Here is an 11,602-nt window from a genome sequence, read left to right on the forward strand (position 1 = left end):
GGGAGGGGGGGCGGTCGTTCGGGGGGGGGGCGCGTGGGGCCCCCCGCGGGGGGGGGGGGGGGCGCGGGGGCGGCGGCCGCCGCGGGGGGGGGGGGCGGGCGGCGGCCCCCCCCCGCGCTTCTACAGGTCGAACTTGACGCGCTGCGCCACCGGGACGAGGTCCAGGTACCCGGGGTGCTCGCGGATCAGATGGCGGATGAACGGGCAGTACGGCAGCACCGCGAGGCCCTGGTCGCGCGCCGCGTCCAGGGCCGCCAGGCCGAGCCGGGTGCCGAGCCCGCGCCCGGCGAAGGCCGGGGCGACCTCGGTGTGCAGGAAGGCGATCTCGTCCGCGTGGCGGTGGTACTCGCTGAATCCGGCCAGGTCCTCGCCGTCGTAGAGCTCGAAGCGGGAGAGCTGCGGGCGGTCCGTCACCGTGATGGCCATGGGGCTGCCCTCCGCGGTCGGACGGGCTCAGCGTGCCGCCGGGATCCTGCGCCGGCCGGCGGATCGCAGCACGAACGCCATCCCGACCTCGAACAGCCCGAGCAGGATCAGCCACAGGCCGAGCAGCCTGGCCAGCGCGATGGCGGACTGGACGGGGTAGGCGAGCACCAGGACGCCGGCGACGACGCCGAGCAGCCCGAAGAAGATCGCGAATCCGCGGCCCGGCAGGCCACGATCGCCGATCGCCACGAACAGCGTGACGATGCCGGCCAGCAGCCAGTAGGCGCCGACGATCAGCGTCAGCAGGCCGATCGTCTGCAGCTGGTGGCGCAGCACCAGCACACCGGCGAGGACGGACAGCAGGGACAGCAGCACGTACAGGGCGCGGCTGCCGCTCGACCGCTCGTGGGTGAAGGCGGTCACGAACCGGACGACCCCGGCCACCAGCAACTGCAGGCCGATGATGATCGCCACCACGCGCACGGTCTCCTCGGGCCAGCTGAGCATGATGATGCCGGCCAGCACGGTGACGATGCCGAACCCCAGCGGCCACCGCCAGGACCGGCCGATCGCGGCCAGCAGGTCCTCCGGTTCGGTGGTGAGCGGGGAGGTCGGAGTGGTCGGGGTGGTCATGGGCTGACTCCCTCGGGTGACGGCGGCGCGGCCGCGGGGCCCGGCGGGCCCGGCCGACCGGCCTGGAGTACCGACTGCCTGGAGTGTCGCACCGCCCGGCCGCACCCCGGTTCACCTGCGGCGGGTGACCCGGCGGGCCCGTTCAGTCGGGCAGCTGGCGGAACTCGGTGACCCGCAGTCCGAGCGACTGGAAGCGCGCGAGCAGGCCGTACAGGTGCGCGTCGTCGACGACGTCCCCGAACAGCACGGTCTGCGAACTCACCACGAACCCTTCGAGTTCGGGGAATCCCTCGCGTCGCGTCGCCTCCGACATCACCCCGGCGACCCGGATCTCGTAACGCATGACACGCACCTCGGCGGTGAGGGGGCCTGCCTCTCACCCAGGATGGTGCGCCGGCCGGGCCGCCGGCGGCTCACCCCACCGAGGTGAGCCGCCGAACGGCGCCTCCGGACGGCCTCACAGCAGGTGCAGTTCCCTGGCCCGGCGGACGGCCTCGCCGCGACGGGTCGCACCGAGCTTGCGGTTGATGTTCTTCAGGTGCGTCTTGACGGTGTTCACGGAGACGTGGAGGTCGGCGGCGACCTCCTCGGTGGACATCAGCTCCGCGACCCGCTCCAGCACGTCGTGCTCGCGCACGCTCAGCGCCTCCACCACCAGCGGCCCGGCCGGCTCCGCGGCCGACGGGGCCGCCGCCGACGACCCGCCCGCGGGCGGCCCGCCGGTCAACCAGGCGTGGCCGGCCGAGAGCTCCGGCCGTTCGCGCAGCAGCCGCCGCAGCCACGGACCCGCCTCGACGAACGGCCGGCGCAGCCGGTCGGACCGGGCGGCGGCGAGCGCGGCGGCGACCGCGCGCCGCGCCGCTACCGGGTCGCCGACGGCCTGCGCGGCCTCGGCGCGCACCAGCAGCGCACCGACCGCGAACAGCGGCGACTGCGGCAGCAGGTGCGGCAGGCCGGCCAGCGTGTCGAGCGCGGACCGGGCGTCGCCGCCAGCGAGTTCGGCCTGCGCCACGGCGATCGACCGGGCCGGGCCGTCGCCGGCGGCCAGCGCGGCCAGCGCCGCCCCCGGATCCCGTGCGGCCAGGTGGGCGACGGACTCCGCCAGCGCGAGCCGGTCCTCGGCCCACGGCGACGGCCCGTCCGGGCCGGAGGCGGCACGTGCCCGGGCGAGGATCCTCAGGGCCGCCCGCGGGTCGCCGCCGCGGCCCAGCGCCAGCCGGCTGCGCACGACGGCCGGCCCGACCGCGAACACCGGGTCGGGGCGGGCCGCGGCCTCGGCCCGGGCGAGCCCGGCCCGCGCGGCCGCGACGTCGCCGCGCTCCACGGCCGTCTCGGCGAGCACCAGCGGTCCCAGCCCGCTCTGCGCGGCCGGCGGCAGGCCGCTGCGCTCTGCCTCGGCGGCGGCCTGGCGGGCGTGCACCTCGGCGCGGCCCGGTGCGCCCCGCGACAGCTCGATCAGGGCGAGCCGTCCCAGTACCTCGTGGCGGACGGGTGCCAGGGCCCGTCCTTCGGCCGCCCGGAGCGCGGCGGCCAGCGCCGCCCGCGCGTCCTCGCTGCGGCCCGCCCACAGCAGGGCCGCGCCCAGGGCGGCCAGCCGCAGCGCGGCCAGTTCCGGCCGCTGCCGCAGCAGGTCCGGCGGGCAGAGCCCCTCCAGCTGTTCGGCCGTCCGTTCGGCCTGCTCCGCCAGGTCGACCCGGTTCGCTGCCGCGGCCGCCAGCACCCGCAGGACGGCGGCGCTCAGCCTGCGGGCCGCGCCCTGGCTGCCGTCGCCGGCCGCGGCCTCCGCACGGTCGAGGAAGCGCAGCGCGCCGTCCGGATCCCCGTCGCGCACCCGCCGGGCGGCCCGGACGAGATCCGCTGCGGCGCCGCGGGCGTCGGGCGGCAGGTCCGCGAAGAGGTCCGCCCAGCGGTCGGACTCCAGACCGTGGAAGAGCCGGCCGATGCCCAGGTCGTCCACGAACCACGACGAGGCGAGGCCCCACTCGTGCGCGGCCGCGGCGTGCGGCAAGGCGTCCGCGACCCGGCCGTGCCCGTGCAGCCAGCAGGCCGCGGCACGGTGCAGTTCCTCGGCCGCGCCCGGCAGCCGGGCCCTGAGGTGGAGGCTGAGGATCTCGGCGAAGAGCGGGTGCAGCCGGTACCAGGAGTGGCCGAGCGGCGTGACGAATGCGTTGGCCCGGCGGAGCCCGTCCAGGATCGCGGCGGCGTCCCGGCGCCCGGTCAGCGCGTCGCCGAGGTCGGGGTGGACCCGGTCGAGGATGCTGACGCGCAGCAGCAGGTCCTGGGTCTGCGGCGGCTGCGAGTCGAGGACCTCCGCGAGCAGGAAGTCGGCCACCGTGTTGTCGCCCGCCTCGAACTCCTTGAGGTACGTCTCCGGATCGTCGGTGTGCCCGGCGGCCAGGGCGCACAGCCGCAGCCCGGCGGCCCAGCCCTCCGTCCGGTCGGTGAGCGCCCGCACCCCCTCGTCCGACACGGACAGCCCGTGCCGGCGCAGCAGCAGGTCGGTCTCGTCGGCGGTGAACGCCATCTCCGACGCCCGGATCTCGGCGACGGCGCCGGCCGCCCGGTAGCGGTGCAGCGGCAGCAACGGCTCGTTGCGGCTGATCAGCACCAGCCGCAACCCGTCGGCGGCGTGCCGCAGCAGGCAGTCCAACTCCTCGGCCACGGCGGGTTCCGTGATCCGCTCGAACTCGTCCAGCACCACGACGACCGGCTCGTCGAGCGTCCCGAGGTGTGCGGCCAACCGGGTGAGCATCGCGCGGTCCACCCGGTCGGGCCGGACGGGTCCGGCGATGTCGTCGGGCAGCGCGACGCCACCGCGGCGGAGCGCCTCCAGCAGGTAGGCCCAGAACACGCCCGGCGCGTTGTCCTCGTGCTCGGCGGTCAGCCACGCGGTCGGCCCGCGGAGGTTCGATCCGGTGATCCACCGCGCGACCAGCAGGGTCTTGCCGGCGCCCGCGGGGCCGTTCACGAGCACGAGCGGGTGCCGGGTCCCCCGGGTGAGCAGGTCGGCCAGGCGCGGCCGGTCGACGAAGGTGTCCGGTACGGGCGGCACGGCCGCCCGCGCGGTGAGCAGGGGGTCGCCGCCGCCCGCCGCGCCCGGGGGCGTGGCAGGCGGGGACGGGCGACCGGACCGATCGGACGGGGCTGCGGACATGGCGATCACCGCCGGGACCTGGTGGGGCGCACGCGGGGTGCGTACCTCTCATCACCTTGATCCTCGCCACTGACCGGCCGGGAGGCAAACGTGGCCCGCACCGCGCCGTCGCGCGACGGCTACGGGCCGGGCGGGTCCGGCCCGCCGGACTCCCCCTCCTGCCGCTCCTCCTCCGCGGCCGCCTGCCGGCGCAGGCCCTCCTGGACAGCGGTCACCAGGACCCGCGCGGCCACGCCGAGGAGCAGCAGGTCGCCGATCATCTGGCAGGTGGTCACGATGCGGGCCGTCTCACTGCGCGCGGTGATGTCGCCGAATCCGACCGTGCTGAAGACGGTCACCGTGAAGTAGAGGGCGTCGGTGCGCGTCATGGGCTCGCTGAAGCTCTGCGGGTTGGTCCGCTCCAGGCTGTAGAAGATGGTCGAGAACAGCAGCAGGAAGAGCGGGATCGTGGTGAGCAGTGATTCGATCGCGCGCAGCCGCGGCCGGTCGGACTGCATGATGGCCCGCGTCTGCCAGACCAGCAGCAGGACGATGCCGAGCAGGCCGAGCGCCAGTGCCGCCCCGGTGTCCCCGCTGAACGGGTGGTCCAGCGGCATCAGGTAGTACGCGACGACCAGACCGGTCGACGTGCACAGCGTCCGCACCAGCACCAGAACGTCCGCACGGCGGTTGGCGGAGCGCCGCGCGGTCTCCGCGGCGCCGCTCGTCCCTGGTGTCCCGCCCACCTGCACCTCCGGTTTCCCGGCCCGGGCCGCCGCCGTCCCTTCCCCGTCGGCGGGGCCCGGGTGCCTGTGAAGCTCCACCGTGCCCCGCCGCGACCGGGTCCGGGCTCACCCCGCGCAGGTGATCCCCGCGCCCGGGCGGCCCGCCTACGGTGAGGGGACCAGGGGTCCTGCCGAGCCCCGACGGGCCGGGCCCGGCCACCGTCGGCGGCGCCGGCCCTGCGGCGACGGAGGGGCGGCAGCACAATCGTCGGGGGAGGGTGTGCCATCGGCCGAGACAACCGGAGGAGCCGACGTGAGCGACCAGACCGACCAGACCGACCGGTCCGAGGCCGAGATGGGACCGATCGACTACGTGGTCATCGAGTTCCCCGGCAACCACATGACGGGTGAGGGGCTGCCGCTGCTGGTGGACCTCGTCGACCGGGGCATCATCCGGATCCTCGACCTGACCTTCGTCCGCAAGGACCTGGACGGGTCCGTCACGGCGGTCGAGCTGGCGGACATGACCGGCGACGGCGAACTCGACCTCGCGATCTTCGAGGGTGCCGGATCGGGCCTGCTCGACGACGAGGACATCGGCGAGGCCGCCGCAAACCACCACCCGGCAAACCCCGCGGCAGAAATAGTAAACACAAACCGAGGGGCGGCCCGGTCCGCCCCGGCGCGGCGCCGCGGCGGCGCCCGGCTGGTGGCCAGCGGGCGCATCCCCGTCAACGAGATCCTCCAGGCGCTGGACGCCACCGAAACCGATGCCGTCTGACCGGTCCGCCGGTCCGTCGGGCGGACATCCGCACCGCAGGGAGCAGGAGCATGCCAGGTCTTCTCCGAGGAGTCGCACGTACCGCCGTGGTCGCCGGAACGGCAACGGCCGTGTCCAACCGGGTGTCCCGGCGCCAGGCCGGCCGCTGGGCCGAGCAGGACTACCAGCAGCAGGCGGCGGCCCAGGCCGCGGCGCCGCCGCCGGCGGCCCCGGCCGCACCCGCCGCCCCGGCGGGCGGCGACATGGACAGCAAGCTCGCCCAGCTCCAGCAGCTCGGCGCGCTCAAGGACCAGGGCGTCCTCACCGACGCCGAGTTCGAGGCGCAGAAGGCGCGCATCCTCGCCGGGTAGCGTCCGCGGGCACCGCCCGGCCGGCTCGGCCCGGGCGGTGTTCGCGCGCCCGGGCGGGCAGCGCGCCGGCACTGCCGGTGCAGGAGGTTCGGTGAACCGCTGGAAACCGCTCGCCGTGCTCGGCGCGGCGCAGTTCCTGATGGTGCTGGACGCGTCGGTCATGAACGTGTCCATCAGTCAGCTCGTCGAGGACTTCGACACCGAGGTCACCGCGATCCAGGCCGTCATCACCCTCTACACCCTGGTGATGGCGGCGTTCATGCTCACCGGCGGCAAGATCGGCGACATGTACGGCCGGCGCCGGACCTTCGTGGTCGGGCTGGCCGTCTACGGCGTCGGCTCCGGCCTGACCGCCGTCGCGCCCACCCTGTGGGTGCTGGCGTTGGGCTGGTCGGTGATCGAGGGCCTCGGGGCGGCGCTCGTGCTGCCCGCACTGGCCGCCCTGGTCGGCGGCGTCTACCAGGGTCGGGACCGGGTCGTCGCCTACGGCGTGATCGGCGGCCTCGCCGGCGCCGGGATCGCGGTGGGCCCGCTGCTCGGCGGGTACGTGACGACCTACCTCACCTGGCGGCTGGTGTTCGCCGGGGAGGTCGTGCTGGTCGTCGCGATCCTGCTGCTGATGCGGTGGATCCCGCCGCAGGCCGAGCCGGACGGCGGCACCCGGCTGGACGTGATGGGCGCGGTGCTCTCCGCGGCCGGGCTCGCCGCGGTCGTGCTCGCCGTGCTGCAGAGCGGCACCTGGGGGTGGGTCAAACCGCGCAACCCGCCGTTCACCGTGCTGGGGTTCGCCCCGACCCTGTTCGCGATCGCGCTCGGCGGCGCCCTGCTGTACGCCTTCTGCGCACACGAGCGGAGGCAGGAGGCGCACGGGCGGACCCCATTGGTGCGGCTCGGTCTCTTCGGCATCCCCGCGCTGCGCTCCGGGCTGATCACGCTGTTCAACCAGAACGCCATCCTGCTCGGGCTGTTCTTCGTGATCCCGCTCTACCTCCAGGTGGTGCAGGGTCTGGACGCGTTCCAGACCGGCCTGCGGCTGGTGCCGGTCTCGGTGATGATGCTGGTCGCGTCGCTGAGCGGCGGCCTGCTGCTGCGGATCGCCTCGCCCCGTACGGTGGTCCGGGCCGGGCTGCTGGTCCTGCTGGCGGCGACGGTGTGGCTGCTGGTCACGATCAAGCCGCACCTGAACGGGGTGTCGTTCGCCTTCGCCATGGCCGCCCTCGGCCTCGGTCTCGGCCTGCTGGCCTCCCAGCTGGGCAACATCGTCCAGTCGAGCGTCGGCGAGGCGGACCGCAGCGAGGCCGGCGGCCTGCAGTTCACGGCGCAGAACCTCGGCTCCTCACTGGGCACCGCGCTGATCGGCGCGATCCTCATCGGCGCGCTCGCCAGCGCGTTCAGCTCGAACATCGCCGCCGACCCGCAGATCTCCGAGGCCGTCCAGCAGCAGGCCGGGATCCGGATCGAGGCGGGCATCTCGTTCGTTCCGGCGGACGACCTCGCCAAGGCACTGGCGGACTCCCCGGTACCGCCGCAGGAGGCGGACGCGATCGTCGCGCACTACCAGGACGCACAGATCGACGGCCTCAAGGCGGCGGTCTTCGCGGCCGGCGGACTCACGCTGGCCAGCTGCCTGTTCACCCGCAACCTGCCGTCCGGCCGACCGGAGCGCGGAGCCGCCCGCAGGGGCGGCACCGGCCGGGTCAGGAGGCCGGCATGAATCCCGCGGCGGCGAGCACCCGCTGCCCGTCGGGGGACTCGACCAGCGCCACGAACGCCTGCGCGCGGTGAACGACTCCTTCAGCGACGCCGCCGCGAACACCGTCACGGTTCCGGTGACGTTCGCGGCGGAGCCGGAGGACCCGCCGGAGCTGCCCGAAGCGGACGAGCAGGCCGTGGCGGCCAGCAGGACGGCGGCGCCACCGGTCAGCAGACGCAGCGGCCGCGAGCGGTGGGCGGGGCCAGGGGTCACGGCGTCTCCCGGGAGGTGCGTCGCGGCAGGTCGCGGGACCGCCCCGGGCCGGCGGGGTGCGGCCCGGTTGCCACCCTAGGACGCAGATGTCAGGGGAACTACACAGAACGCCTGGAGTTCGCCAGGTCTGACGAGCGCCGGACCTCGCAGATGCGGTTCGGAATGAGCCCGTCTCCCGTCCGCGGGAATCACCGGGACGCCGGCCGGAAAATCCGGGCCGAAAGGTCGGCGATGTCTCGGCTGCGGGGCCGGTGCAGAAACGCCGTGGCGGATGCGGGCGGGTGCGTACGGGTCCGTGCGAATCCGGGTACTGTGCGAATCCCGGCAGGGTGAATTCCTGCCCCGTGTTCCGTGAGGTTGGTCCATGAGCCTGAGCATTCGCAATCAGATTCCCGGCACCGTCACCTCGGTCACCACCGGCGAGGCCATGGCGACCGTCCGGACCCGCCTGTCGGGCGGTCAGGAGATCACCGCGGCGATCACCGTCGACGCGGTCAAGGAGCTGGGGCTCGCCGAGGGCGCGGCCGTCCGCGTCATGGTCAAGTCCACCGAAGTCGCCCTCGCCACCGGGCCGGTATCCGGTCTGAGCATCCGTAACCAGATCCCGGGCACGGTCACCGAGGTCGCCGCGGGCGCGGCGATGGCGACCGTCAAGGTCTCCGTCGACGGCGGCGAACTCACTGCGGCCATCACCAAGGACGCCGTCGCCGACCTCGGGCTGGCCGCCGGTTCCAAGGTCGTCGCCCTGGTGAAGTCCACCGAGGTCTCGCTCGCCACCGCCTGATGGGCCCGCGGTCCGCGAGGGGGGCGGCCGGCCGCCCGACGAGGGCTGTCGGTCGCTTTTGCGTATGCCTTCCTGGAATGCGTTCTGCGGGCTCCTGCGGAATCCGGGGGAATTGTCGGAACCGCTTGCGCGGACCCGGTGGAATGCCCGGCTGTCCTGGATTCTGCGAGGCCTCCGCTCTCGCCCGTTCGACCCCCCGCCCCCCGGCCGTGGGTGACCGACCGTCAGGCCGCCCTCCACCCTCCGCCCTCCGCGCGCCGTGCGGTTGTTCCCGTCCTCCCGCACCGGCCCGCAGGGTCTGACGCGTTCCCGTCGAGCGCAGCCCGCGTGGGGTGTTGACGGGCGGTCCGGGTGGTGCTCTGATCTGCCCAACGACTCGATGGGGAGGCTGTGCATGGAGCTGCGGGACACCTGGTGGGCCTGGACCCTGGCGTTGATCGGGCTGGTGCTGCTGGCGATCCTCGGCGCCCACGGCTGACGGTCCTGCGGCACGGCGACGGCCCGCGCCCCCGGGGTGGGGTGCGGGCCGTCGCGGGTGCTGTGGGGTCGTGCGGGTCAGCGGGTGAGGCCGGCCTTGACGGAGCAGACGGGCCAGGCGCCGGGGCCCTGGGCGGCGAGGACCTTCTCGGCGATGGCGATCTGCTGGGCCTTGGTGGCCTGGTGGGCGTTGGCGGCGTAGGCGTGGCCGCCGAAGGCGCCCCAGGTGCCGGAGGTGAACTGCAGGCCGCCGTAGAAGCCGTTGCCGGTGTTCGCGGCCCAGTTGCCGGTGGCCTCGCACTGGGCGACCTTGTCCCAGGTGGTGGCGGGGGCGGCGGAGGCGGTGTTCGCCGCGGCGAGGCCGGCCACCGGCAGGACGGCGAGGGCGCCGCCCATGACGGCCATCCGCACCCGGCGGCGCGTGGGCGCGGCGGTGGTCGCGGTGGCGGTGGTGGCGGTGGTGGTCTCGCGGCGGAAGATCATGCAGGTCCTCTCGGGAAGGGTCCCGGACGGTTCCGGGCGGGCACCACCGTGCGGCGGCGCCTTGCGTTCGGGGAGTGCGGGGGCCGGGGGTCCGGCCCGGTGAGGGGCCGTGGGGCCTCGCCGCACTGGTTTCGAAGGTAGGCAACCCGCCCGGGGCTTTCAAGGAATCCGGACATCCCCGCAGGTCAGACCCCGTTTACCGGCGGTACGGACGGCATCCGGGGCCCGTGGTTGAGCGGCCGACCGGCCCGCCCCCCACCCGGATGTGACCGCCGCCACGGCCCCGCCCGCGTGACGCCGCCCACATCATCGGCACCCGGTGAGCGGGCCGGGACTGCGCGCGAGTGTTCCGCGCCGCTCCTACCCCTGCGCGGGTGGCCCGGGTCACACCCGGTCGGCCGGGCGGGTTCCGGCGGCAGCCGGCGGCACGGTGACGACGGCTTCCGGCCGCGGCGGCGCCAGCACCAGCACCGTCCCGGCCGCGAAGGCGAGCACGGTCGGCCCGGACGGCGCTCCCGAGTGCGCGAAGCCCGTACGGGCCCAGACGGCGAGTGCCGGCACGGCGAGGGCGAGGCCGAGCAGCAGGCGCGCCGGGCCCGCCGGTCCGGCGGACCCCGCCGCCGGGCGCAGCCGGCCGGCCAGTCGGCCGAGGCCGCGCTCCAGCGGGCGGAGCAGTACCAGCAGGCCGGCCAGCAGCAGGGCGAGGACCGCCAGCCAGACCGGGCGCAGCGCCCACCAGGCGGCTGACCCGACCGAGGGCTCGGGTGCGAGGCGGGGCAGGTAGAGGAGTGCGGCGGCGGCCAGCACCGGCACCATGTGCCACAGGTAGAGGGTCATGCTCCCCGGGCCGGGCGGGGGGGGGGGGGGGGGCCGGGGGGCGCCCCCCCCGCCGGCCCGGCCCCCCCGGGCGGCCGGCCCGGCGAGCACGCACAGCGCGCACTGGGCGACCGCCCAGGCCAGCAGGGCCGCCGACGGCGGGTCGGTGTTGCTGACCGCCTCCCCGGTCACCAGGATCAGGCTGATCGGGTAGGGCCCGTACCCGACGAGCAGGGCGAACGCCGCGGCGCCCGCGCCGGCGATCCCGGCGAGCAGCCGGCGGCGGCCGTCGAGCAGGCCGTCCTGCCAGCACAGGCCCAGCTGGTACGGGACCGCCCAGACCAGCAGGTAGGCGAGGTCGTGCAGCGGGGTGAGGCCGACCGCGGCGGCGGCCGCGGTGAGGACGGCCGGCACCGCGAGGCCCCAGCGGCGGTGGGCGGCGGCCAGCATCGGGGTGAGGGCGGTGATCAGCAGGTACACCGGCAGGAACCAGAACTGCATGGCCAGCGCCCAGCCGACGGTGCCGAGCAGGGCCGGGTCCGCGCCGGCGGCCCGGGCCGCCGTCAGGCCGCCGAGGGCGAGCGCGGCATAGGCGGCGGTGGGCAGCAGCAGCCGGACGGCGCGCTGCCTGATCCAGCCGGCGGACCGGCCGCCGGCGGCGCGGTGGCGGGCCAGCGACCCGCCCGCGGCCCGTCCGCCGGCCAGGAAGAAGACCGGCATGATCTGGAACGCCAGGGTGAGCCACTGCGTCCAGGGCACGGTGGCGAGCAGCTCGGGCGCCGCGAGCGCGCCGCCCTGGTGGGTGAGTGCGGTGATCAGCCAGTGGCCGGTCACGACCAGGGCGATCGCGGCCGCGCGCAGCAGGTCGGGGTAGCGGTCCCGGGTCACCGCGGGTCGGCCGGGGTGCGGTGCCGCGGCGTGCTGCAGTGACCGCAGTTGACGTGGTCCAGTCGAAGACGGGTGGGTGATAGAGAGGTGTCCCTCCCGTCGGTCGTCGGCGGCGGGGGGGCGGGGGGGCGCGCGCGAGA

The 11,602-nt window shown here is 75.4% G+C and carries 11 protein-coding genes; 4 read left to right on the forward strand and 7 right to left on the reverse strand.

Going from position 1 to position 11,602, the window contains the following annotated elements; genetic code table 11:
• Positions 1–120: 120 nt before the first annotated feature.
• The 5 genes from ACFV0G_RS06330 to ACFV0G_RS06350 all read right to left on the reverse strand — a co-directional run bounded on the left by ACFV0G_RS06330 (position 121) and on the right by ACFV0G_RS06350 (position 4,938).
• Positions 121–426, reverse strand: coding sequence for a GNAT family N-acetyltransferase (locus tag ACFV0G_RS06330; protein ID WP_380542482.1), 306 nt, complete (start codon positions 424–426; stop codon positions 121–123).
• Between the two features lie 27 nt (positions 427–453).
• Entirely contained in the window at positions 454–1,059 is a 606-nt protein-coding gene (locus ACFV0G_RS06335) for an HdeD family acid-resistance protein (protein ID WP_380542485.1), read from the reverse strand.
• 142 nt (positions 1,060–1,201) lie between these two features.
• Positions 1,202–1,402, reverse strand: a complete 201-nt coding sequence (locus tag ACFV0G_RS06340; RefSeq protein ID WP_380542488.1) for a hypothetical protein — start codon at positions 1,400–1,402, stop codon at positions 1,202–1,204.
• Between the two features lie 114 nt (positions 1,403–1,516).
• Positions 1,517–4,111, reverse strand: a complete 2,595-nt coding sequence (locus ACFV0G_RS06345) for a LuxR C-terminal-related transcriptional regulator (protein ID WP_380542491.1) — start codon at positions 4,109–4,111, stop codon at positions 1,517–1,519.
• Between the two features lie 221 nt (positions 4,112–4,332).
• Positions 4,333–4,938, reverse strand: a complete 606-nt coding sequence (locus ACFV0G_RS06350) for a potassium channel family protein (RefSeq protein WP_380542494.1) — start codon at positions 4,936–4,938, stop codon at positions 4,333–4,335.
• A gap of 334 nt (positions 4,939–5,272) precedes the next feature.
• Between ACFV0G_RS06350 and ACFV0G_RS06355 the strand changes: the two genes are divergently transcribed.
• The 4 genes from ACFV0G_RS06355 to ACFV0G_RS06370 all read left to right on the forward strand — a co-directional run bounded on the left by ACFV0G_RS06355 (position 5,273) and on the right by ACFV0G_RS06370 (position 8,798).
• Positions 5,273–5,698 (forward strand): DUF6325 family protein, encoded by a 426-nt coding sequence (locus ACFV0G_RS06355; RefSeq protein WP_380542548.1) that lies wholly within the window; start codon positions 5,273–5,275, stop codon positions 5,696–5,698.
• A 50-nt stretch (positions 5,699–5,748) separates the two neighbouring features.
• On the forward strand, positions 5,749–6,048 hold the full coding sequence (locus ACFV0G_RS06360; protein ID WP_380542497.1) for an SHOCT domain-containing protein: 300 nt from the start codon (positions 5,749–5,751) through the stop codon (positions 6,046–6,048).
• A gap of 91 nt (positions 6,049–6,139) precedes the next feature.
• Complete coding sequence (locus ACFV0G_RS06365) at positions 6,140–7,762, forward strand: MFS transporter (RefSeq protein ID WP_380542500.1); 1,623 nt, start codon at positions 6,140–6,142, stop codon at positions 7,760–7,762.
• A gap of 616 nt (positions 7,763–8,378) precedes the next feature.
• Positions 8,379–8,798 carry a molybdopterin-binding protein gene (locus ACFV0G_RS06370; RefSeq protein ID WP_380542503.1) on the forward strand — a complete coding sequence of 140 codons (420 nt, stop codon included), beginning with the start codon at positions 8,379–8,381 and terminating at the stop codon, positions 8,796–8,798.
• Between the two features lie 555 nt (positions 8,799–9,353).
• Here the strand turns inward: ACFV0G_RS06370 and ACFV0G_RS06375 are convergent.
• Positions 9,354–9,758 carry a transglycosylase family protein gene (locus ACFV0G_RS06375; RefSeq protein ID WP_380542506.1) on the reverse strand — a complete coding sequence of 135 codons (405 nt, stop codon included), beginning with the start codon at positions 9,756–9,758 and terminating at the stop codon, positions 9,354–9,356.
• Positions 9,759–10,142: 384 nt separating this feature from the next.
• Positions 10,143–11,462, reverse strand: a complete 1,320-nt coding sequence (locus ACFV0G_RS06380; RefSeq protein WP_380542509.1) for an acyltransferase family protein — start codon at positions 11,460–11,462, stop codon at positions 10,143–10,145.
• Positions 11,463–11,602 lie beyond the last annotated feature (140 nt).

Source organism: Kitasatospora sp. NPDC059571, assembly GCF_042735675.1.
Taxonomy (GTDB): Bacteria; Actinomycetota; Actinomycetes; order Streptomycetales; family Streptomycetaceae; genus Kitasatospora.

What these genes read in the sequence shown, in the direction of transcription:
- ACFV0G_RS06330 (WP_380542482.1), bottom strand. Translation starts at nt 426, where the DNA reads ATGGCCATCACGGTGACGGACCGCCCGCAGCTCTCCCGCTTCGAGCTC.
- ACFV0G_RS06335 (WP_380542485.1), bottom strand. Translation starts at nt 1,059, where the DNA reads ATGACCACCCCGACCACTCCGACCTCCCCGCTCACCACCGAACCGGAG.
- ACFV0G_RS06340 (WP_380542488.1), bottom strand. Translation starts at nt 1,402, where the DNA reads ATGCGTTACGAGATCCGGGTCGCCGGGGTGATGTCGGAGGCGACGCGA.
- ACFV0G_RS06355 (WP_380542548.1), top strand. Translation starts at nt 5,273, where the DNA reads ATGGGACCGATCGACTACGTGGTCATCGAGTTCCCCGGCAACCACATG.
- ACFV0G_RS06360 (WP_380542497.1), top strand. Translation starts at nt 5,749, where the DNA reads ATGCCAGGTCTTCTCCGAGGAGTCGCACGTACCGCCGTGGTCGCCGGA.
- ACFV0G_RS06370 (WP_380542503.1), top strand. Translation starts at nt 8,379, where the DNA reads ATGAGCCTGAGCATTCGCAATCAGATTCCCGGCACCGTCACCTCGGTC.
- ACFV0G_RS06375 (WP_380542506.1), bottom strand. Translation starts at nt 9,758, where the DNA reads ATGATCTTCCGCCGCGAGACCACCACCGCCACCACCGCCACCGCGACC.